Genomic DNA, 21,175 nt, shown 5'->3' with positions numbered 1-21,175 from the left:
TTGAACTAATAGTCAAAGGTGTGAAGTGAAAAACATGTATAAAGAACCCATTTTCTTAGAACCAGAGTTTAAAGAGCGTATTTGGGGAGGAACAAAGCTAAAGGAAATCTTTAATTATGATATTCCTTCTGATGAAACTGGGGAGTGCTGGGGAATTTCCGGGCACGCCAATGGACCGAACCGAATTAAAAATGGCCCTCTCGCTGGAAAGACATTAGCTGAAGCATGGGAACAGCATCGCGAGTTATTTTCCAATGAAGAAGGAGACGAATTTCCTTTACTCGTAAAAATTCTTGATTCAAAGCAGGATCTATCTGTACAAGTCCACCCCGATGATCAATATGCCCGGGACGTGGAAAATGAAACGTATGGAAAAACCGAATGCTGGTACGTGATTGATAGTGAAGAAGGTTCTGAAATTATCCTTGGACATCATGCTAATGATAAAGAAGAACTGACTTCTATGGTAGAAAATGGGCAGTGGGACAAACTGCTGCGTCGAATTCCCGTAAAACCTGGAGACTTCTTCTATGTCCCAAGCGGTACAATTCATGCGATAGGAGCAGGAATTCAGATTCTAGAAACCCAACAAAGCTCTGATATTACCTATCGTGTATACGATTATGACCGTGTTGGACAGGACGGCCAAAAACGCGAACTTCACCTTGATCGTTCACTGGACGTTACAACAGTCCCTCATGAAGACCCCTCTTTAGAAAGAGAATCGGCTGCTATAGATGGGCTCCGTTACGAAAAGCTTGTAGAAGAAGAGTATTTTACTGCTTTTCATTGGGCTCTTGATGGTCGAAGCAAAGAAATGACTTTGAAACGATATAGACTGATGAGTGTCCTTGACGGCAGAGGCAGAATTACGATTGATAATGTTGACTATTCATTTAAAAAAGGGGACCACTTCATTATTCCTTCAACTGTTGACAGCTACTCAGTAACAGGAAAAGCAACAATTATTACTTCACATTCGAATAAGGTTTAACCTAAAAACACGCCTGAACTAAGGGCGTGTTTTTTATTTTTGAACTTGATATGGGAATTAGAGTAGTATATCTCACGGTCTCCTATAGGGAAGGTTCTCCCCTATATAGCTAGAGTCAGCTATATAGAGGAGAATTTATTTAATGAAAGGAATACCAAAAGACTCCTGCAGAAATACGGACAACCCAGCCCGGCAGCGTGTTTTTGCGAGGAGGTTCATTTTTAATAAAGAAGGTCGATTAAATTCGGCACGCTGTACCAACATCGAACGCCTCCATATCGTGTGGGACCGCGTTAAGCGACGTTGCAATTAGCTCGCACGTTGGCGATAAAAAAACACGAGCTCAAAGGCTCGTGTTTTCAGGCTGTGGCGAGAAAGTCTCAAGCGATCCGTTTCCCGACGCTCTTTGCTGTATCCTATACAAGATGAATCTTCACCAAATGTTGAAGTCTTTTAATCCATTGCAAGACCTAAAGCCCCTTTTACCCCTGCTTCGTTCGTTAATCCAGGCGGGACAATGTATTCATCAATATTGTCTGCTGTCAGTCTTGGTGAACTCACATAGCCATTAAGCATTTCGATCACATATTCTCTAATTCTTCCAAACAGCTGCTCTTGCTGCATAACGCCGCCGCCCATAATAATTCTTTCAGGAGAGAGAACATAAATGTAATTGACAAGTCCTTGGGCTAGATAGTAGGCTTCCATATCCCAAACTTGAGGGTCGTCAGCCAGCTCAACACCTGCTTTCCCCCATCTTGCTTCTATAGCCGGACCTGCTGCCATTCCTTCTAAGCAATCTTTGTGATAGGGGCATTTCCCTTCAAAGGAATCCTCTTTATGACGACGTACTCCAATATGGCCCATTTCCGGGTGAGAAAGACCTTTAACAGTTGCTCCATTTACGACAGCCCCTGCTCCAATCCCTGTTCCAACGGTAATATACAGGCATGTATCTACATCTGTCGCATTTCCCCAGCGAGATTCTGAAAGAGCCGCAACATTTACATCGGTATCAACAATTACAGGGACGTTTAAATGCTTTTTAATTTCATCTGCCAGCGGGAAATCCACCCAGTCGATTTTAGGTGTTTTTTGAATCGTTCCATAAGAACCGCCATTTTCATTCAAATCTATGGGACCAAAACTTCCAATTCCCATTCTCTCAATGCCTTTACTTTTAAAGAATTCATAGACTTTAGGCATTGTGATAGAGGGAGCTTCTGTTGGAATTACAACTTTTCCAAGGATTTCTCCCTGGTCATTCCCTACGGCACAAACAAATTTCGTGCCTCCCGCTTCAATTGCACCAAGCTTCATACTGCATCACCTCTTGTAGTTTTCTTGCTTTATTGTATCATTTTTTAAATCCCAAACTTGCAAACCTGCAGAATTTATAGGTTTTATTTTCAGTGAATTATTTGATGGATCTGCGAACAGTCTTGAAGTGAAAACTTCCTCTCCATTATTTACAAATATTTCGAGAGAAGAGTGATCAACAAACAGATGCAAATGCTCAAGATCATTCTTTAAAATACAGCTCCGCTGCTCGATTTCACCATTTCTATAGCTGGGTCTCTCAAGTGTGAGGATCATGCGTTTACGATCATAGATTAATCTGGAGTAATCAAATAGAACGATAGATTCGATTTCACCATCAAGCTTTATTTCTGAAGTTCTTTCAATTTCGGTGCTAATCTCTTCCTCAATCGTAGTATTATTTCTATGAATCGATCTTAATTCTTTCATTTCATTTAAAGGAAGCTGATAGATCTTCCCATCCATCAGTTTCAGCTCACGAGGCATTGTCATTTGGTGAACCCAGCCGTTTTTCACAGTAGGCTGAAGCTCCTCATCCTGGTCAGGAACTCCCATCCAGCCTACAACTATGCGCCGTCCCTGGTCATCTAAGGCAGACTGCGGGGCATAAAACTCAAACCCTCTGTCAAGCTCAGTAAAATCACCATGCGTATATCGGGCCTCTTTGTAATCTAGTTCACCCACTACATATCCAGTTTGATATTGGTTGTTGAAATCGATTCCATCTGCCTCTAGCCCCTGTGGTGAAAACACGAGCACATCTTTTCCTCCCAACTCAAATAAATCCGGGCATTCCCACATGTACCCTAAGTTTGTAAATGGCTTTTCATTCCCGCGGCTGAGAATTCCTTTGTGTGTCCATTTTTCTAGATCAACAGACTCAAATAAAACAACAGATCCCCAGTTATCCTCCGTTTGAGCGCCGATGACCATATACCAGCGGCCGTTATGTTCCCAAACTTTCGGATCTCTAAAATGAGGAGTATAGCCCTCTGGCAGCTCTATTTTTACTCCCTTTTTCGTAAAAGTAATTCCGTCTTCCGACTCCGCTAATACTTGATAACTCTCTCTTTGGTTATGCTCATCTTTAACATTGCCTGTGTAAAATAATTTTAGCTTCCTGTCTGCATCGACGGCGCTGCCGGAATAACAGCCGTTTTTATCAAACCAGTCACTCGGGGTTAAAGCGATGGGTTCAAGATTCCAATGTACAAGATCTTCAGACGTGTAATGTCCCCAGAACTTAGCCCCGTGTCCGGCGTGGAACGGCATCCACTGAAAGAATAAATGATAGATTCCTTTCCATTGAATCCAGCCGTTTGGATCATTTAAAAGACCCACGGGAGGGGCTAAATGATATCCAGGATAATAGGGATCTTTTCGTACCGACTCCCCTTTTTCCTCAACTGCCAGATAGGCCTGTTGTTTTAGCATTTCATCTTGCTTCATAACCATATAACTCCCTTATAAGAAAAGGAGACCCAGCAAGTATCTCCAGGTCTCTCTTCAATTTAGTTCTTATTTTTTATCCACCATTTTATCATTAAATCCGAATAGGTACGTTAGGACAAACGCTAAACCAATTGCAATAACATTAACAATCAAGTACCCAAAGATCTGGGAATTAAGGTAAAGCAGTGTTCCCGGGATTACGGTAATAGCCATCCCTGTAGCTTCCAGGTTAAGAATGGATGCTACGAACCCGGAAGCACCACCCGCGATAAGCCCCATCACGAAAGGCTTCATGTAACGAAGGTTAACCCCGAAGATAGCGGGCTCGGTAATTCCTAGAAAAGCAGATAGTGCAGATGGATAAGATAGAGCTTTAAGTTTCTTAGAGCTCGTCTTCACTGCTACTGCAAGAGCTGCTCCACCTTGAGCGGCAATAGCCCCTGTAATAATTGGGTTGAATGGGTTAGCGCCAAGATTTTCTAACAGCTGTATTTCTAAGAAGTTAAAGATATGGTGAATTCCTGTAATTACAATCACTTGGTGTAATAGACCGATGATTAAACCACTAAGTCCAAATGGAAGTTCAAGCAAGAACAGCATAGCTTCGAAGATTCCGTTCTCAGCTGCGTGAAGAACTGGACCAATTAAGAATAGTGATAGTGTAATCATAACAAGTAATACAATGAATGGTGTCAGGATCAAATCCAGTGCTTCTGGAATTCGCTTACGGCACCATTTCTCAAGCTTAGCTCCAATAAATCCGGCAAAGAATGCTGGTAAAACAGACCCTTGGTAGCCGACAATTGGAATAAAGTCAAGGAAGTAAATTGGATCTGCATTTCCTTCGGCAACCGCCCATGCGTTAGGCAGTGATGGTGATACGAGCATTAATCCTAGTACGAGACCAATAACAGGGGTACCGCCAAACACCCTAAATGCTGACCAGGCTACGAGAGCCGGTAAGAAAATAAAAGCTGTATCTGTAAGTACTTGTGTAAAGAGCACGAGATTTTCGGGAACACTTTCAGGTGTAAGGCCAAAGATTTGCAGAACCTGCTCTTGAAGCAGTAACCCGCGAAGACCCATGAATAGTCCAGTCGCTACCAGCACCGGGATAATTGGGACGAACACATCTCCAAATACTCTGATCGCACGCTGGAAAGCATTCCCCTGCTTTGCTGCTTCTTTCTTCATCTCTGATTTGGAACTTCCTTCTACTCCCAGCTGTGTGACAGCTTCATAGACACGGTTAACAGTACCTGTACCGAAAATTACCTGATACTGACCAGAATTATAAAAAGCTCCTTTAACTTTCTCAATATCTTCTAAAGTTTCTTTGTCTACTTTCTCATGATCATGAACCATTATTCTTAAACGGGTTGCACAATGAGCAATAGACTGAATGTTTTCTTCGCCTCCAACAGCTTCAATAACCTGCTTAGCGATTTCTGAATAGCTAGCCACTTAAGTTTCCTCCCTTAAATACTTAATTGTGTGATCGATTACACACCAGTTAAAAATTAAAAGAAAGCCCTTACCTCAACTTCCATATGTGATCGATTACACATTACTTAAATAAAAAATGAAAGCGTTTGTAATTTTTTTCAAAAAAGAAAGGATGATGTGTAATCGATCACATATCCTGTATTTAGTTAGTACTATACACTATCTCTTTTTATGAGTCTATAGGTTTGTACATATTTTTTTCTTGGCATTTTTTTCTTCATGTCAGCAATAAGCAGTTGAGCCGCTTTTTCGCCGGCTTCTTTATTAAAGTAATCTACCGTCGTTAAAGAAGGAGTGACGTGTTTTGACATCGTTGAAGCGCCAATTCCAACTACAGCTATATCAGCCGGAATCTGAAAACCTTGTTCACGTAAATATTCCATTGCTCCGATTGCCATCCGGTCAGTAACAGCAAAAATGGCCGTCGGTAATTGACTGCTATTTTTAATAATAGTTTTCGTGCATTCATATCCGGACTCAATACTAAAGTCCCCTGTTTGAATCCAGCTGTCTTCGTTGGGAAGGTTATGTTTTGATAAAGTATCCAAATACCCTTGTTTACGTAATTGGCCGACAGATGGATCTTCCTCTCCTACTCCAATAAAAGCAATTTTTGTATGATCGTTACTAATGAGCATATTCGTAATATCTGCAGCAGCATGATAATCATCGTATACAATTGAAGTCACTTCCGGTAAATCCTGCCCTAGCGAAATAAACGGCAGATTCGCATCTTTAATAGTTGATATTAACCGGTCATTTATATTCGTAGCCAGAAGAATAATACCGTCAACATGCCGGCTTTGAAGAAGCCTGATGTACTCAATTTCTTTATTTTTGTCCAACTCTGTATCAGTTAAGAGGATTTGAAAGTTTTCTTTTGCCACCACTTCATTAATTCCGCTTACTACCCGGCTTGCCGTTTCAGTATTTATTCTTGGCAGGATTACTCCAATAACCCCTGACCTCTTTGTTCGCAATGATTTAGCAGAAAGACTGGGAATATAGCCTGTCTCTTCTACGATTTTCAAAATCCTTTTGCGGACTTCTTCACTTACATAGCCATTATTATTCAGCACTCGAGAAACGGTTGTGCGGGATACATTCGCCATTTTTGCTATATCGTTGATTGTCGTCATCTTTTGGCCCCCTCACTTGTCTACAATTATTTTAGGGGAAAAGTAAAGAATTGTCTATGTGGAGAGAAACTAACCTTGTTTACCGAACTTGGAGAATGTCTTTAGTTCTTCATAGAAGTTATAGCAGTCTTCACAAAGTTCTGCCCAAGAAGTTCTCCCATTGGTTACTGTCACTAAATCCTTTTCATCCACTAGCTCTTTACATTTCCAGCAAGTAGACTTCACAGATACAGTTTCAATTAGTTCTTTTCTATTTACATAATCAAAATAACTCAAAATCATCCCTCCGTTCTTCTTTGTCCAACCATACTAATGAATTAAGAAAAGTACGAATGTGCAAAATTTACTTTTTTAAAAATAAACAGATAGTATCTTTGTATAATTCACTGAAAGAGAATTATTTTTTGAGGATTTTCGCCTATTAAATTTGTGATTCATCAAGAGTTTCTTGAAGCTGCTGTTTCATTTGCTCAGCTTCCTCCCCTTTAAAATAAAATTGACGGTCCTTCGTGATTCTTCTATACTATCGAATAACTCAACCCACGTTAGACCTAGATAGTGTGTTCCTATAAAAAAGGAGGAAGCGATATGTTCCTATCAATGAATACAAGAAAAAACTTAGCGGCTGTTGCGCTGGGGAAGAGAAAAGCAGACGTTATTATTCAAAATGGTGTTTTAGTTAACGTACATTCGAAAGAACTGCTTCATCAAAAAGAAATCGCTATTACAGATGGATGTATTGCCTTTATTGGAGATTGTTCTCATCTGACCGGAGAGGAAACAACCGTACTTGATGCGAAGAACCGCTATATTACTCCAGGTTTGATGGATGGGCATATGCATGTTGAAAGTACGATGCTTACCGTCACTGAATTCGCCAAAGCTGTCATAAAAGAAGGGACCACTTCTATTTTTATGGATCCTCACGAAATTGCAAATGTGTTCGGTCTTGAAGGCGTAAAGTGGATGCATGAAGAAGGCCAGCAGCTCCCGTTGAGAGTTTTCACAACTGTTCCCTCCTGTGTGCCCTCCGCTGACACCCTTGAAGATGCAGGAGCAGAACTTCTCCCTCAGGAAATCGAAGAATCTCTTCAATGGAAAGACGTTGCCGGACTGGGGGAAGTTATGAACTTTCCTGGGGTTGTTCATGGTGAAGAGAAAATGATGAAAGAAATAGAGGCGACTATAAAAGCTGGAAAGGCAGTAACCGGCCATATTCCTGCTGATGATCCTAAATTACTTCAAGCCTATATCGCTTCTGGTGTTACGTCTTGTCATGAAACAGTTACACGTGAACAGGCCATTGAAAAAGTAAGATTAGGCATGCACCTGATGATTCGAGAAGGATCTGCCTGGCAAGATGTCAAACAGCTGGCCCCTGTTATTACGGAAGATCAACTTCCGACAGAAAATATGTCTTTGATTACTGATGACGTGTATCCTCAAACTTTAGCTGCTGACGGTCACCTTAATTATGTGGTGCGTAAAGCCATACAGGAAAGTGTGGATCCTGTCACAGCCTTGCAGCTGGCAACCATTAACGTTGCCAATTATTTTGGATATGGAAATCAATTAGGCAGCCTGGCTCCCGGAAAATATGCCGACCTTCTATTTATAGATGACTTAGAAAAAGTTGAGCCGTCCACCGTGATGATTAATGGAGAAATTATCTTTGATGAAGAAAAATATCAAGTCGACTTCCCAGCCTATACTTATCCTGAAAAAGCCAAACAATCCGTAAAGGTGAAAGAACCCCTCCGTCCTGAAGATTTTCTGACAAGGACTACGAAGCACCATACAGCAAAGGTTAATGTGATTCATGCCTTAGAAAATAATGCGAGAACAGAAAAATACAAGGCTTCACTCCCTGTAGAAAATGGAGTTATACGGCCTGACGTTAAACAGGATATTACTCGATTATCCTGCATCGAGCGTCACTATCAGAGTGGAGAGATCTCGAACGCCTTCGTCCATGGCTTTCATATTAATAAAGGCGCTGTTGCTTCTACAGTTGCACACGACAGTCACAACCTTCTTGTAATGGGGGCTGACGAAGGGGACATGGCATTTGCTGCGAACGAGATTATAAAAAGAGGCGGTGGAATGATTGTTGTTGAAAATGGCAAGATTCTTGCCGAAGTCCCACTGCCAATTGCCGGACTAATGTCTGATCAGCCTGTTGAAAAAGTTACAGAGCAAGTCCAGGAATTAGAAAAAGCGTGGACGGAGCTGGGATGTACGCTGCATGCTCCCTTTATGACTTTTTCTTTAATTGCCTTGCCGGTTATTCCATCCCTGAGAATTACAAATCGCGGACTAGCTGATGTCGATACATTCTCTCTAATTCCTTTAGAGGTTGATTGAGCAACGTCGGATATGGGCAGCTTAAAGCTGAAGTCCTGAATGCGAACGCCGGATTTTCCTCCCTGAATGTCGTATTCTAGACGAAAATATAGTTGAAACACCCACCACCTGTTGTTCGCATACTCTACTCCTAGATCGCCTGTGCCAAGTGGGCGGTCAAGGAGGCATTTAACCATGGAACTTACATTATCCCACTGGCTGTATGGATTCTTTACTTTTCTTATTATTATAACGATGGTTTTCCGAAAAGGGGTTGTCCTCCCCACCTTGTTAGGGACGTTTGTTATCGCTTGGGTTTTTAATGGCAGTATAATTGGCGGGTTTATTGCGGTATTTAACGCCAACTTGGTGGCGGCTACAGAATTATTCAATATATTTCTCATAATTACGTTTATGGTAGCCCTCCTTCACTCCCTAAAGGATCTCGGGGCTGACCGAAGAATGATTGAACCGATACAAAAAATAATGGTGAACAGTCATATTTCCTTTTTTGTGCTGATCAGCGTCACTTATGTCATTTCCCTATTCTTCTGGCCTACGCCAGCTGTACCTCTCATCTGTGCATTGCTTGTTCCGGCAGCTGTACGTACGGGCCTTCCCGCTATGACAGCAGCGATGGCTGTGGCCTTAGCCGGTCAAGGAATGGCTCTATCATCGGACTATATTATTCAAGTTGCTCCCGGCATCTCTGCTAAATCAGCGGGCGTCTCCACGAATGCTGTAATGGATCAGGCCATAATTCTGTCTTTAATTACAGGAGGAGTTGCGATTTTTCTCGCTTACCTCATGAATAGAAAAACATTTAGGAAACCTTCAGACCCTAAAAATGAGGAAGAAATTCTTTTGATGCAAGGAGTTAAGAATAAGCATGTAACAGAGAACAAAAACGTTCATACATGGAGTAAAGTATTTGCTGTTCTCGTTCCTTTATCCATGCTTGCTGTCATGATATTCATGATCTTTTCCAAACTTAACTCTGGTAGAATGGGTGGATTTGAAGGCGGTGACGGGGCAGCTTTTATTGGCGGGGTAGCCGTTGTTTTATTGCTATTATCGACCGTGGCTTTCGGAAAATACCGCGCACTTGATTATATCAGTGACCACATCACCGAAGGATTTGTGTTTGCCTTCAAAGCGATGGGACCTGTCATTCCAATTGCAGGATTTTTCTTTCTCGGAAGCCCAGACTTTGCGGGAAATATTTTATCGGTCAGTGATGAAGCAGCGCCTGCGTTGTTGTTCGACCTCGTACAGTCTATCCAGCACGTACTGCCGCAGAGTGCTTTCTTAGCGGCGTTTAGTATTCTAATTATCGGTATCATCACAGGTCTGGACGGCTCAGGTTTTTCCGGCCTGCCTTTAACTGGTGCCCTATCTGCTTCCCTTGCGAACACAAGTATAGATCCCGTTACTCTGGCTGCCATTGGCCAAATGGGATCCATCTGGACTGGAGGCGGTACGATTATCGCGTGGTCTTCCCTGATCGCCATTGCCGGATTTTGCGGGGTACCCGTCATGGAGCTCGTGAGGAAGAATTTTATTCCAGTCATGTTAGGCTTACTACTATCAACGGCTCTAGCGCTGTTTATATTTTAGGATTTAAAAGCTGCTGCCTTATTTCAAATTACAAGGGCGGCAGCTTTTTCTGAAAACGATCTATTCTATCATTAAGCTTATATTTATATTAAAATGAAAGCGTATACGAAACCTCACGAGTGAACCCTCAAAAAAACTACATCGATAAGGAGCGAGTAATAATGAAGAAAATCATTAACGATCCAGAATCCGTAGTTTCAGACATGCTGGATGGATTAACGTCCGCTTACCCCGATCTGCTTAAACAGCTTCCGGATACAACAGCAGTTGTCAGAAAAGATGCTCCTGTCCCTAATAAAGTAGGACTAGTCAGCGGCGGTGGAAGCGGTCATGAACCGGCACACGCTGGCTACATTGGTAATGGCATGCTTGATGCTGCCGTTTGTGGAGAAATGTTTACATCTCCTACACCAGACCAGGTATTTGAAGCCATTAAAGCGGTGGACGGAGGCGCAGGAGTTTTTCTCATTATAAAAAACTATTCCGGCGACGTTATGAACTTTGATATGGCCGCCGAATTAGCTGAAGCTGAAGGAATTCAGGTCGAGAAAGTAGTTGTAAATGATGATGTGGCCGTAGAAGACAGTTCGTTCACTACAGGAAGGCGCGGGATCGCCGGAACGGTATTCGTCCATAAAATTGCCGGAGCAAAAGCAGCAGCCGGAGGATCACTTGAAGAGGTAAAAAACGTGGCCGAAAAAGTGGTGGCTAATGTGAGATCTATGGGCATGGCCCTTACCCCTTGTACTGTCCCTGCTGCCGGTAAACCGAGCTTTTCTCTGCAGGAAAATGAGATGGAAATTGGTATCGGGATTCACGGTGAACCAGGTATTGAGAAAAAACAGATCTCTACAGCTGATGAAATTGCCGAAGAATTAACAGAGAAAATATTAAACGATATCTCATGGCACAAAAATGATGAAGCAGCTGTTATGATTAACGGCATGGGCGGAACTCCAGAAATGGAACTTTATATACTAAACAAAAAGGTGAATCAGATTTTAACAGAGCGAGGCATTCACATTCATAAAACATTTATCGGTAACTACATGACTTCCTTAGAAATGGCTGGGTGCTCTGTTACTTTGCTGAAACTGGATGATGAGTTAAAACCGCTGCTTGCATCTGAAGCAATTACCCTAGCATTTAATATGTAAGAGGAGGGAAACGATGGAACTTACCGTATCAAACATTGCCACTTGGATGGAAAATACGAATGAAAAGCTCCAAGCCAATAAAAGTTATTTAACATCTCTAGATCAGGCGATCGGCGATGGAGATCATGGGGTAAATATGGCTCGCGGCTTTAAAGAAGTGGTCCAGAAAATTTCAGGTCAGGAATACGAAACGCCTGCAGATCTGTTTAAGGATACAGCCATGACGCTTATGAGTAAAGTGGGCGGGGCTGCAGGACCTTTGTATGGAACAGCTTTTTTAAAAATATCTACAGATCTAAAAGGAAAAAACACTATCGATTATGACAGCTTTATCTCCAGTTTGGAAGCAGCTGTGGAAGGCGTAAAACAACGCGGGAAATCAGAGCCAGGGGAAAAAACACTTCTAGATGTCTGGGCTCCGCTGATCGATAGACTAAAAGAACAAGCGGATTTTGATTCCAACATCCTAAAAGAGACCAGTGAATCACTAATGACTGCCACAAAAGATATTAAAGCAACGAAAGGACGAGCCTCTTACTTAGGAGACCGCTCGATCGGTCACTTGGACCCTGGTTCTGTTTCCTCTTTTTATATTTTTGAGGCATTAGCTGAAGCCATTGAAGGAGGTCACTAACAAATGGCCAATGTAGGAATTGTACTTATATCCCACAGCCCCAAAGTTGTGGAAGGAATTAAAGATATCATCAACCAAGTCGCTATGGACGTTAAAGTTGCCACGGCTGGGGGCTCAGATGAAAACGAAATTGGGACGAGTGTAGAAAAAATCCAGCACGCGATTGAGAAAGCTCAATCTGATCGCGGGGTCCTCTTAATATATGACCTCGGCAGTGCCATGATGAATGCCGAGCTTGCGATTGAAATGAGTGAACTTGATAACCTTCAAATTGCTAATGCCCCTATACTGGAGGGTGCCTATGTTGCTGCGGTGGAATCAGGAATGGGTAAAGAATTAAGTGAGGTAAAACAAGCAGCGGAAAGTGCTTTACAAAACAAATAGCAAAACGATTAGAACCTCGTTTCCTTATTACAAACGAGGTTCTTTTTTACGCCGCATTAGACCGGGCTTTTCTTCTTCTGATTAAATAATCTACTGTCCCCGTGCCAATGAGCACACCGCTGACAATTAATACTAAGCCGGCGACGTGAAACCACTCGATCACTTCATCCAAAAATAATGCTGAACCGAGCAAGGCAAAGAAAGAATTAAAATTAATAAAAATTGCTGATTCGGCCGGTCCTACTTGTTTAATTGCGAAATTGTAAACCATATGGCCAAAGGCCGTACAAATGAAGGCACTAAATAAGAAAATAAGGCCGAGCTTAGGATCCCATAATTTTAAAATTTGAGCTGGATTGGATTCGAGGCTTAGCCCGGCAAGAAATATGACACATGAACCTCCCACCATCATATAGCCCGTCAAGAGACGTGGATCCAAGTCAGGGTTCAGTTTACTTATTAATATAAAGCTGAACGCCTGTGTCGCAATTGATAGAAAGATATATAAATCTCCGATGGAAACGGAAGCTATCCCCCCTGACCCTATCAATGTGGTCAACATGACGCCGGCAAATCCCAGGAAGAATCCAAATGCTTTGAAAACAGTAATATGCCTGCTAAGCATGAGGGTGGATAAAATCATCGTAAGGAGCGGGCCAAGACCGACGATTAAACCGGCATTAACTCCAGAAGTCAATGTAAGGCCTAGCGCCATAAACCCGTGGTGCGCCACTACGTTAAAAATGGATATATAAAATATCATAAGAAGTTCTTTTTTCGTAGGAAGGCGCAAGATTTTCATAAAATATAAGATTCCAAGAACTCCTAGTCCAGCAGCAAAGATGCGGACTGAGGTTAAGAGGATAGGATCGATATTGGCTACAAGCACCTTAATGGCAGCCACATTAAATCCCCATGCCATCATGACGAAAAGCAGCAAGATATATATTCGTTTCATTCTTTTATCACCAGATTCCTTCTCACAAGTATCCTTTTACTATACTACGAATTATATTTTTTTCTAGATCTGACGTTTAAAGTTGATCCATCTCCTTGAACTAATTATGATGGAAAGAAGACAATTTAAAAGATGAAGGTTGATCCATTTGAAAAATTCTAACTCTCTGCAATACTGGCTGAGCCGTGTCCAAGCCTCTGATCCCGGGCGCAAACGGTTGAACCAGGCAAGTAAAGCGACTTTAAGTTTAATACTTTCTGTATTTACCGTACTCTTAATCATTAATCTAGCAAACGGTCCGCAATTAACTCCCGCCATAATGGGAGGTATTGCCGGGATGCTCGGTATCCTGGTCGTCAACGATGACACGGAAAAAGAAAAAAAGCTGACGACCATTCTGCTTATCATCCCAGCGATATTGGGAGTAACACTGGGTGCTATCTTAGCTTGGAATGTTTACCTTATTTCCTTGCTGATGATCGGCATTATTTTTAGTGCATTTTATTTTACGAAGTATGGCACCCGCTATTTTTCTATCTTTATGATTGCATTCATTACCGTATATTTTGCTTCTTTCTTACAGCTCCCTGCCGCTGATATGCCGTGGTTCTACGGAGCTTCGATGATTGGGCTTATCTATGCCTACTTTCATAACTTTATTCTTTTTAAAAGTTCTTCTCACATTTTAAGAAGGAGCATGTCCTCCTTTCACAGGCAGGCTAACCTAACTTTTGATATGCTGATTGATTTATTAAAAGAATCAAAGGAAAATGCGAAAAGCAAAAAAAGACTTTCTTATAATGTAAGTAAGCTAAGAGAATATGCCGGCCACGTTTCCACTGATTTAAATGCTCATGATGTGCAGGAAATTTGGCCAGGTCTAACGACAAAACAGCTGAAGCTTTACATTTTCGATACAGCGATGCTTGTAGCCACATTAAATGATTCGCTTCAGCAATTAAAAAAGAATGACGCTCTGGAAACAGACGAAATCCGTCAGCTGGTCGTTCGGGTGATTTCCTCTTTACAGCAAGCGGATGTACTTGCGGAAAACTATGATGAAAAAAACCTGGCAGAAGCACAGTCAGCCACAAAAGAATTAAAGCAGACAATTAATAAACTTTTTCAAAAGCAGACCAACAAACCAGAAGGATGGCTTTTCTTGCTGCGCCGGATTGAATCTATTGCTAATCATGTAACGTATGCCGCATTGACGATTCAACGTGCTAAGAATCATCCTTTACCTGCAGCACAAGTAGATAATAAGTTAAAAGAGAAAGACGATAAAGAATTATCAGATTCAGACTCTGAAAATACAGGAGAATTAAAACCTTCGACGAAGAAAGCATTTCAAGCCTTGGTAGCGGGATCGATATCGATTGCCGTTGGATACGCTATTTCTCCGGTACAGCCGTACTGGGTGGTATTAACATCGTTTATTGTATTGCTTGGAACTCAATCTGTCGGACGAATCTATCAAAAAGGGCTCCGGCGTTCAATTGGAACAGTCGTAGGCGCGGTGATTGGCTTTTTCCTTGCTCAAATGGTTTCAGGCAATTCACAGCTTGAGGTATTTCTTCTGTTCACTGTTGTCTTTTTCGCTTTTTATTTACTCACGGTCTCCTACACAATGATGAGTGTTTTTATTACAATGCTTATTGCTTTTATGTATGACCTTCTTCTGGGAGGCATCAGTTTCTCTCTTTTAGGAGCCCGTGTAGTAGATACGATAACAGGCGCAGCAATCGCCTTGATTGTTTCATCGTTCCTGCTTCCTACAAAAACACGGGATAAAGTAAACGAGTCTTTTAAAGATTATTTAACGGAACTCGAAGAATACCTGACTCAATATATTCGTAGTTTCACACAGCCGATTCAAGTAAAGGAACTAACGGACCATGCATTCACACTGGATGAAAAACTAACCGCCATCCAGGATGAAGCGGATCCTATATTAAACAATCCCCTTGGCCGCAGAATGTCAGAGCTGCCGAGATGGATAACCATTTTTACAGCCATTAATTATTATTCAAGTCACTTAATCGCTTCCTCATACCAAAAAAATCTTGGATATCCCAAGGAAGTGAGAAATTCATTCCCTTTGTTGGAGGAGAAAATCATTCATAACCTGCGTACTGTTAGGCAGCTGCTTGATGAAAAAGACCCGGAGGCAGAGCTTTATACGCTCACAAAGGAAAGAGAGCAAATTGAACGGGCCGCGCCTCTTGAAAGCCAGCACCATATCGATCTTGTTCACCATGTGTATTATATTTGGAGAATCAATCAATCTTTAATGCTGCTAGGTGAAAAACTAGGAGCTAAAGAAAAAGCCATGTAGAGGACGGATCCTCGACATGGCTTTCTTTTATTTTATTCTAAGGACCTGTCCCAATGACGGTGCTCAGCAATGGCTTCTACAAATTCCTCTACGAAGTCTTTAGCGTCGTTCCCTATTACAACTCCGGGAGCTCCAGCTATCTCAACTTCTTCTATCCACTTTTTCCCGTCGTGGCTAGCTCCAATTGGCTTGAAGTGAGAGAAGGCTTCCTGAATAAAGTACAGGGCATCTTTTCTAACTTTATCACTTGGATTATTGCTGCCTGCAGCGTAAATAGCATCAAATAGAACAGATTCGCCGGTTAAATACGTATGGTTCGCTTCCAGTTCTGTTCCATCGGCTCCTTTAACTCTGCCTAATTTATCACTCACAATCTCCGGCTGAACGCCTTTATCTTCCAGACCTTCAATTATTGAGTGTACCTCTGATCCGTTAAAGCCATCCGTTAAAAGAACAGCAACCTTTCGGGTATCAGGTTTTTTCTTCGTATTTTCCTGGCTTAAGGCAGGAGAAGATTTCGTTACATCAGATCCGCCTGTTTCAGGAACGCGAACTCCGATATTCTCGGCAACTTCCTGAGCGAGCTCCAGGCTTACATTTGTGAACATGTCCACGACCTGCTGCTTAACAGACGCACTTTCCACTTTTCCAAGCTCAAAGCTGAAGGCTTCTTTAATATGATCTTTCTCCGGATCACTCATACTGTTCCAGAATAAAGTGGCTTGGGAGAAGTGATCCTTAAAGCTCTCGCTTCTTGCTCTTACTTTATGTCCGTCTACCTTTTCCTGATAGTGTACATAACCGCCTTTCTCTTCATCTACTGGGGAAGGAGTATTTTTCGCAAGAGAGTTTTTATGATAGCTGACCGGCCCTTTATTAATTGTCATCCGGCCGTAGCCATCACGCTGATTGTTATGAAACGGGCATACAGGACGGTTAATCGGCAGCTCATGGAAGTTTGGTCCTCCTAAACGAATGAGCTGGGTGTCTGTATATGAAAATAGACGTCCCTGAAGAAGAGGATCATTGGTGAAGTCAATTCCAGGAACTACATTACCTGGGTGAAAGGCTACTTGTTCCGTTTCAGCAAAAACATTATCGACGTTTCGGTTAAGTGTTAATTTTCCAATAATCTTAACTGGAATATCCTCTTCCGGCCATACCTTGGTCGGATCAAGAAGGTCGAAGTCAAAGTTAAACTCGTCCTCTGCTTTTACAAGCTGTACTCCTAATTCATATTCAGGATAGTCTCCTGCTTCAATAGATTCATAAAGGTCTCCACGGTGAAAGTCAGGGTCTTTCCCGTTGACTTTTTGAGCTTCATCCCAAACAAGCGAGTGTGTACCGAGGACTGGTTTCCAGTGGAATTTCACAAAGTGTGCTTCCCCTTTGTCATTTACAAACCGGAACGTATGCACACCAAATCCTTCCATCATACGGAAGCTTCTAGGAATCGCGCGGTCGGACATCGTCCACATGACCATGTGAGCTGATTCCTGGTTATTGGCAACGAAATCCCAGAAAGTATCATGAGCAGAAGCTGCCTGAGGCATTTCATTGTGCGGCTCAGGCTTTACAGCATGTACCAAGTCCGGGAATTTCATAGCATCCTGAATAAAGAATACCGGAATATTGTTCCCTACTAAATCGTAGTTTCCTTCATCCGTATAAAACTTAGTTGCAAATCCCCGGGCGTCTCTTACCGTTTCAGCTGAACCTTTAGATCCTGCAACGGTAGAAAATCGAACAAACACCGGCGTCTTCTTATCTGGATCTTGTAAAAAACCTGCTTTGGTATATTCTTCCATAGATTCATAAACCTGGAACTCCCCATGAGCCGCATAACCGCGGGCATGCACAATTCGTTCAGGAATACGTTCATGGTCAAAATGGGTCATTTTTTCGCGGAAATGAAAATCCTCCATTAAGGTAGGACCACGTTCGCCAGCTTTTAGTGAAAATTCATCTTCGGAAACCTTAACTCCATGATTCGTCGTCATTTCCTTCGCACGGTCATCCGCACGAAACTCTTCTAACTGTTCATCTTTTTTATTTTTACTCATCCATCTACTCCTCCTTCTTAACCACGAATATGTAATTGAGAATATGGATTACTAGTACCACTTGCTAAATGTTATTAAACCGTTTCCCCTATTAAAATTTTCCACTTTCTACATTTAATTAATTGTAAATAAACAAATTATATAAATTAAAATTTAATAAAATCCTTGATATCAAGGCTTCGCCATTTAGCACCCTATTTAACCTCGAAGTAAAGAAAGATTATTTTTTTATTTTTTCAAAAATATAGTATATAATTGAAATAAATGTAGTTAATCTAGCCTATAAAAGGCAGAAAGGGTCGTGCCGTGAATGGGGTGCCATAGCGTAATTGAGCCAAGTCCCATTACCAAAATTCAAATAAATTTTGTATCAAACATTTATTCATATTACTACCAGTCTTTAAAAAAGCATTCAAAAATGAAGGCTTCTACACTCACACGCGATTATTGCATGAAGCATGAACCTAAGAGTTTTGAAGATCAGCTAGCTTATCTGGAGTTTTTATATACTAATGATTACGTTGAAGAAGTGAATAAGCTGCTTAACTTCAGTTTTATTGAGAATAAAGCTGCCTGGCTGTACAACCTGCTCATCAAGCGCAAACATCGCCTGTTGACAAAAGAAGATGTAGAGATGCTTGAGTGCATGTCCTTTGAACACCCTTCGCTGCACTGTCTCCATATGTTTACTATTGTTTACGGCTACTATGATATAAAACAGTACACAGGTTTTGATAAGTATATCGAATTGTGTGAAGCTGCTCTAAGAAATGTAAATGAACCGCTCTTTTATTATTTTATGAAGCTTCGTTTCGATGAAATTGCTTTTCAGCATTATTGGAAAACCGATAATAAGCTCCTTGCTCAAAAATATGCTTATAAATACGTTAATAAAGTCCTTCCAGGCCGGCAATTAAGTAAGATGTATCATCATCTCGCCTTATGCAATTTATATGAAGGGTACAGCACCTCAATAAGTCATGCAGAAAGGGCTTTAAATATTGCAAAAGAACATTCTTTAACAACATCTATTTCATCGATCGAAAACCACACTATCCCCTTCATCAGTGCGTTTCATGGAATAACAGCAAACGTAAAGACAACAGATCCGACTGAAACCGCCCACCTGGCCTTGGCTAATCATGATTACAAAACTGCCTATGGAATTCTAAGTGAAATTAAGAACCCTACTCCTTTTCAGGAAACCTATTTAGGTGCAGCCTCGCATGATCACGAATTACTCCTAAACGCACACCGGCGTTTTAAATACGATCTAGGGGATCATTTTTTTGCAAAAGTCCCATTAATTTATCTTAAAAAATATAAAAAGTCTGCTTATTAAAACGTCAATTCATTTTGACGTTTTAATTTTTGGATTATTTTTTTATTTATTCAATTTTTTCCCTTACAAACTATTTACTATTCTAAAAGTACTTAGATATAATTGAATCAGTTAAAATGAAAGGTTGTTGAAGATATGTGTCAAGAACATAAAATTATAGAACCAGAACAATTTGCCGGCATTCAAATGAAGAACTTTTCATTTTTATACGAAATTTACCACCAGTTTCTTAAAACTACGTCGAAAGAAAAAGCTACTCAGATGACAAAACAGTACTGCCTGACAAATCCTCCAGTAAACATGGATGAAGAACTCGCCTATCTGGAATTCATGTATATGAATGGTTTTTTCGATGATTTAAAAACCTTTACCTCATCCGATCAATTCTCCTCAGAAACAACATTCCTCTACAAAATACTGCTAATTAGAAAGCAAAGACGATTCACACCCAAAGAGTTAAACCATTTAGAACAACTCAGCTTCAGCCCCCCTTCCATTAAGTGCTTGCACTTATTCACTCTCGTTTATCTTTACTATGACTTGAAAACATTTACAGGATTGGATAAGTTCATGGACCAATGTCTTAGTCAAATAAGTGAAATAAAAGAACCTTTATTCTACTATTATATGAAATTAAGGTTTAACGAGCTCGCATTCCAGCATTACTGGAAAACCAATAATACGATTTTAGCGAAGAAATATGCTTACAAAGTTATTAACTGTACCCTCTCTCCTGAAACTCAAGTGACCATGTATCATAACTTGTCGCTGTGTTACCTATTTGAAGGATTTAAATTATCCATGATTAATGCACAAATAGCTCTAAAAAAAGCGAATGGCTATGGAAGATTAAAAGATGCCGCCACTCTAAGGAATCGCACCATCCCTTTTATCTGCGCCTTCCACCAGCAAACCGATAATATTTCCACCCCAGACCCTATAGAAACAGCTCACTTAGCATTAGCTAGTAATAAAAGAGACAAAGCGATTCAAATTTTGACATCTCTAAAGAGGATGACGCCGTTTCAGGAAAGCTATTTAGGTCTCGCCCTGAAAGACAAAAAAATGCTTCACCAGTCTCATCAGCGTTTCATTCAGGAAAATGGTGATCATTTCTTTGCCCTATTGCCTAAATATTACTTGAAACATCTCATATAAAAATTTTTTCTAGGAGGCTTTATATGAAAAAGCTGTTAGCCAGTATCCTGATCACATTGATAATGATGGCCTCTGCAATTAGTAGTTCTTCATCTATTCAAACATTGGACGACCCCGGCGACCCAGGGATGGGATTAATTGAACTTGCCGCGGATCCCGGCGATCCGGAAATGGGTGATGTTAAAAGGTTAGCAGATGACCCGGGTGACCCAGGGATGGGCTGAGAGTTATTGGAAAAGGAAAAGTTTTTTATTCAAACATGCAGGGTATATAAAGGAGTGTTAAGTCAATTAATACTAAGGAGTGAAAGGAATGCCTTTTACACGCGAATATACCAATGATGAAAACCTCATGGAAGCTGTCAAAAAGCTTCAGAATGAAGGGGTAAACAGTAAAGACATTTATGTACTAGCGCACGATGACGACCGCACAAATCGAATTGCAGAAAACGTAAACGCAAATACAATCGGATTCTCTGAACAGGATACAAAGAACTTTATCAGCAACATATTCAGTAAGAAAGGTGACGAGCTACGCACAAAGATTGAGGCAATGGGTTATTCAGAAGAAGAAGCGGCCGAATATGAAGAAGATTTAGATGAAGGAAAAGTACTTCTCATGGTCACAAACCATGGGCATGTCGAAAGTCTATTACCATAACAAAAAGCCTCCAAGTGGGAGGCTTTTTGTTATGCTTGTTCCAATTATGCTAAAGTACATTTGAAAAATACGAGTGATTCGTGTGTTCGTTTCAAAAAAGACAATAAAAA

The 21,175-nt window shown here is 41.1% G+C and carries 18 protein-coding genes; 11 read left to right on the top strand and 7 right to left on the bottom strand.

Annotated features, from left to right (window positions below; all coding sequences use genetic code 11):
• Window positions 1–34 precede the first annotated feature (34 nt).
• Entirely contained in the window at window positions 35–994 is a 960-nt protein-coding gene (gene manA / locus HUS26_RS01760; protein ID WP_173915522.1) for a mannose-6-phosphate isomerase, class I, read from the top strand.
• A gap of 453 nt (window positions 995–1,447) precedes the next feature.
• Here the strand turns inward: manA and HUS26_RS01755 are convergent, their stop codons facing one another.
• From HUS26_RS01755 to HUS26_RS01735, 5 genes are all read right to left on the bottom strand, one after another.
• A complete protein-coding gene (locus HUS26_RS01755; protein ID WP_173915521.1) occupies window positions 1,448–2,314 on the bottom strand; it encodes an ROK family protein in 867 nt (288 codons plus the stop codon).
• 6 nt (window positions 2,315–2,320) lie between these two features.
• Window positions 2,321–3,769 carry a sucrose-6-phosphate hydrolase gene (locus HUS26_RS01750; protein ID WP_173915520.1) on the bottom strand — a complete coding sequence of 483 codons (1,449 nt, stop codon included), beginning with the start codon at window positions 3,767–3,769 and terminating at the stop codon, window positions 2,321–2,323.
• A gap of 63 nt (window positions 3,770–3,832) precedes the next feature.
• Window positions 3,833–5,230 carry a sucrose-specific PTS transporter subunit IIBC gene (locus tag HUS26_RS01745; RefSeq protein WP_173915519.1) on the bottom strand — a complete coding sequence of 466 codons (1,398 nt, stop codon included), beginning with the start codon at window positions 5,228–5,230 and terminating at the stop codon, window positions 3,833–3,835.
• 194 nt (window positions 5,231–5,424) lie between these two features.
• A complete protein-coding gene (locus HUS26_RS01740) occupies window positions 5,425–6,411 on the bottom strand; it encodes a LacI family DNA-binding transcriptional regulator (protein ID WP_173915518.1) in 987 nt (328 codons plus the stop codon).
• A gap of 69 nt (window positions 6,412–6,480) precedes the next feature.
• The gene (locus tag HUS26_RS01735) at window positions 6,481–6,693 is read right to left on the bottom strand and encodes a hypothetical protein (protein ID WP_173915517.1); all 213 of its coding nucleotides are present in this window, start codon (window positions 6,691–6,693) and stop codon (window positions 6,481–6,483) included.
• A 306-nt stretch (window positions 6,694–6,999) separates the two neighbouring features.
• Here HUS26_RS01735 and ade point away from each other — a divergent pair, with 306 nt between their 5' ends.
• From ade to dhaM, 5 genes are all read left to right on the top strand, one after another.
• Window positions 7,000–8,775 carry an adenine deaminase gene (gene ade / locus HUS26_RS01730; RefSeq protein ID WP_173915516.1) on the top strand — a complete coding sequence of 592 codons (1,776 nt, stop codon included), beginning with the start codon at window positions 7,000–7,002 and terminating at the stop codon, window positions 8,773–8,775.
• 174 nt (window positions 8,776–8,949) lie between these two features.
• Window positions 8,950–10,371, top strand: coding sequence for a hypothetical protein (locus HUS26_RS01725; RefSeq protein ID WP_173915515.1), 1,422 nt, complete (start codon window positions 8,950–8,952; stop codon window positions 10,369–10,371).
• A gap of 161 nt (window positions 10,372–10,532) precedes the next feature.
• Window positions 10,533–11,528 carry a dihydroxyacetone kinase subunit DhaK gene (dhaK, locus tag HUS26_RS01720; protein WP_173915514.1) on the top strand — a complete coding sequence of 332 codons (996 nt, stop codon included), beginning with the start codon at window positions 10,533–10,535 and terminating at the stop codon, window positions 11,526–11,528.
• Between the two features lie 13 nt (window positions 11,529–11,541).
• On the top strand, window positions 11,542–12,162 hold the full coding sequence (gene dhaL / locus HUS26_RS01715) for a dihydroxyacetone kinase subunit DhaL (RefSeq protein ID WP_173915513.1): 621 nt from the start codon (window positions 11,542–11,544) through the stop codon (window positions 12,160–12,162).
• 3 nt (window positions 12,163–12,165) lie between these two features.
• Window positions 12,166–12,546 (top strand): dihydroxyacetone kinase phosphoryl donor subunit DhaM, encoded by a 381-nt coding sequence (gene dhaM, locus HUS26_RS01710; protein ID WP_173915512.1) that lies wholly within the window; start codon window positions 12,166–12,168, stop codon window positions 12,544–12,546.
• 46 nt (window positions 12,547–12,592) lie between these two features.
• On the opposite strand, the gene HUS26_RS01705 is transcribed toward dhaM, so the two are convergent.
• Entirely contained in the window at window positions 12,593–13,504 is a 912-nt protein-coding gene (locus HUS26_RS01705; RefSeq protein WP_173915511.1) for a DMT family transporter, read from the bottom strand.
• 148 nt (window positions 13,505–13,652) lie between these two features.
• Between HUS26_RS01705 and HUS26_RS01700 the strand changes: the two genes are divergently transcribed.
• Entirely contained in the window at window positions 13,653–15,842 is a 2,190-nt protein-coding gene (locus tag HUS26_RS01700) for an FUSC family protein (RefSeq protein WP_173915510.1), read from the top strand.
• A 32-nt stretch (window positions 15,843–15,874) separates the two neighbouring features.
• On the opposite strand, the gene HUS26_RS01695 is transcribed toward HUS26_RS01700, so the two are convergent.
• Window positions 15,875–17,905, bottom strand: a complete 2,031-nt coding sequence (locus HUS26_RS01695; RefSeq protein WP_173915509.1) for a catalase — start codon at window positions 17,903–17,905, stop codon at window positions 15,875–15,877.
• Between the two features lie 310 nt (window positions 17,906–18,215).
• On the opposite strand from HUS26_RS01695, the gene HUS26_RS01690 reads away from it, so the two are divergent.
• From HUS26_RS01690 to HUS26_RS01675, 4 genes are all read left to right on the top strand, one after another.
• A complete protein-coding gene (locus HUS26_RS01690) occupies window positions 18,216–19,247 on the top strand; it encodes an AimR family lysis-lysogeny pheromone receptor (RefSeq protein WP_217424723.1) in 1,032 nt (343 codons plus the stop codon).
• 135 nt (window positions 19,248–19,382) lie between these two features.
• Complete coding sequence (locus tag HUS26_RS01685; protein ID WP_173915507.1) at window positions 19,383–20,405, top strand: AimR family lysis-lysogeny pheromone receptor; 1,023 nt, start codon at window positions 19,383–19,385, stop codon at window positions 20,403–20,405.
• 23 nt (window positions 20,406–20,428) lie between these two features.
• Window positions 20,429–20,629, top strand: a complete 201-nt coding sequence (locus HUS26_RS01680) for a hypothetical protein (RefSeq protein ID WP_173915506.1) — start codon at window positions 20,429–20,431, stop codon at window positions 20,627–20,629.
• Between the two features lie 88 nt (window positions 20,630–20,717).
• Complete coding sequence (locus HUS26_RS01675; protein ID WP_173915505.1) at window positions 20,718–21,065, top strand: general stress protein; 348 nt, start codon at window positions 20,718–20,720, stop codon at window positions 21,063–21,065.
• Window positions 21,066–21,175: the final 110 nt, after the last annotated feature.

It is taken from the genome of Halobacillus sp. Marseille-Q1614, assembly GCF_902809865.1.
In the GTDB taxonomy this organism is placed as follows: Bacteria; Bacillota; Bacilli; order Bacillales; family Halobacillaceae; genus Halobacillus_A.
This window is presented reverse-complemented; position numbering and strand designations above follow the sequence as displayed.

Bases quoted from the DNA above. Each gene is read 5' to 3' on its own strand.
- HUS26_RS01685 (WP_173915507.1), top strand. From the start codon at position 19,383: ATGTGTCAAGAACATAAAATTATAGAACCAGAACAATTTGCCGGCATT.
- HUS26_RS01680 (WP_173915506.1), top strand. From the start codon at position 20,429: ATGAAAAAGCTGTTAGCCAGTATCCTGATCACATTGATAATGATGGCC.
- HUS26_RS01750 (WP_173915520.1), bottom strand. From the start codon at position 3,769: ATGGTTATGAAGCAAGATGAAATGCTAAAACAACAGGCCTATCTGGCA.
- HUS26_RS01740 (WP_173915518.1), bottom strand. From the start codon at position 6,411: ATGACGACAATCAACGATATAGCAAAAATGGCGAATGTATCCCGCACA.
- HUS26_RS01690 (WP_217424723.1), top strand. From the start codon at position 18,216: ATGGGGTGCCATAGCGTAATTGAGCCAAGTCCCATTACCAAAATTCAA.
- HUS26_RS01735 (WP_173915517.1), bottom strand. From the start codon at position 6,693: ATGATTTTGAGTTATTTTGATTATGTAAATAGAAAAGAACTAATTGAA.
- HUS26_RS01695 (WP_173915509.1), bottom strand. From the start codon at position 17,905: ATGAGTAAAAATAAAAAAGATGAACAGTTAGAAGAGTTTCGTGCGGAT.
- HUS26_RS01755 (WP_173915521.1), bottom strand. From the start codon at position 2,314: ATGAAGCTTGGTGCAATTGAAGCGGGAGGCACGAAATTTGTTTGTGCC.
- manA (WP_173915522.1), top strand. From the start codon at position 35: ATGTATAAAGAACCCATTTTCTTAGAACCAGAGTTTAAAGAGCGTATT.
- HUS26_RS01725 (WP_173915515.1), top strand. From the start codon at position 8,950: ATGGAACTTACATTATCCCACTGGCTGTATGGATTCTTTACTTTTCTT.
- HUS26_RS01675 (WP_173915505.1), top strand. From the start codon at position 20,718: ATGCCTTTTACACGCGAATATACCAATGATGAAAACCTCATGGAAGCT.
- dhaL (WP_173915513.1), top strand. From the start codon at position 11,542: ATGGAACTTACCGTATCAAACATTGCCACTTGGATGGAAAATACGAAT.
- ade (WP_173915516.1), top strand. From the start codon at position 7,000: ATGTTCCTATCAATGAATACAAGAAAAAACTTAGCGGCTGTTGCGCTG.
- HUS26_RS01705 (WP_173915511.1), bottom strand. From the start codon at position 13,504: ATGAAACGAATATATATCTTGCTGCTTTTCGTCATGATGGCATGGGGA.
- dhaK (WP_173915514.1), top strand. From the start codon at position 10,533: ATGAAGAAAATCATTAACGATCCAGAATCCGTAGTTTCAGACATGCTG.
- dhaM (WP_173915512.1), top strand. From the start codon at position 12,166: ATGGCCAATGTAGGAATTGTACTTATATCCCACAGCCCCAAAGTTGTG.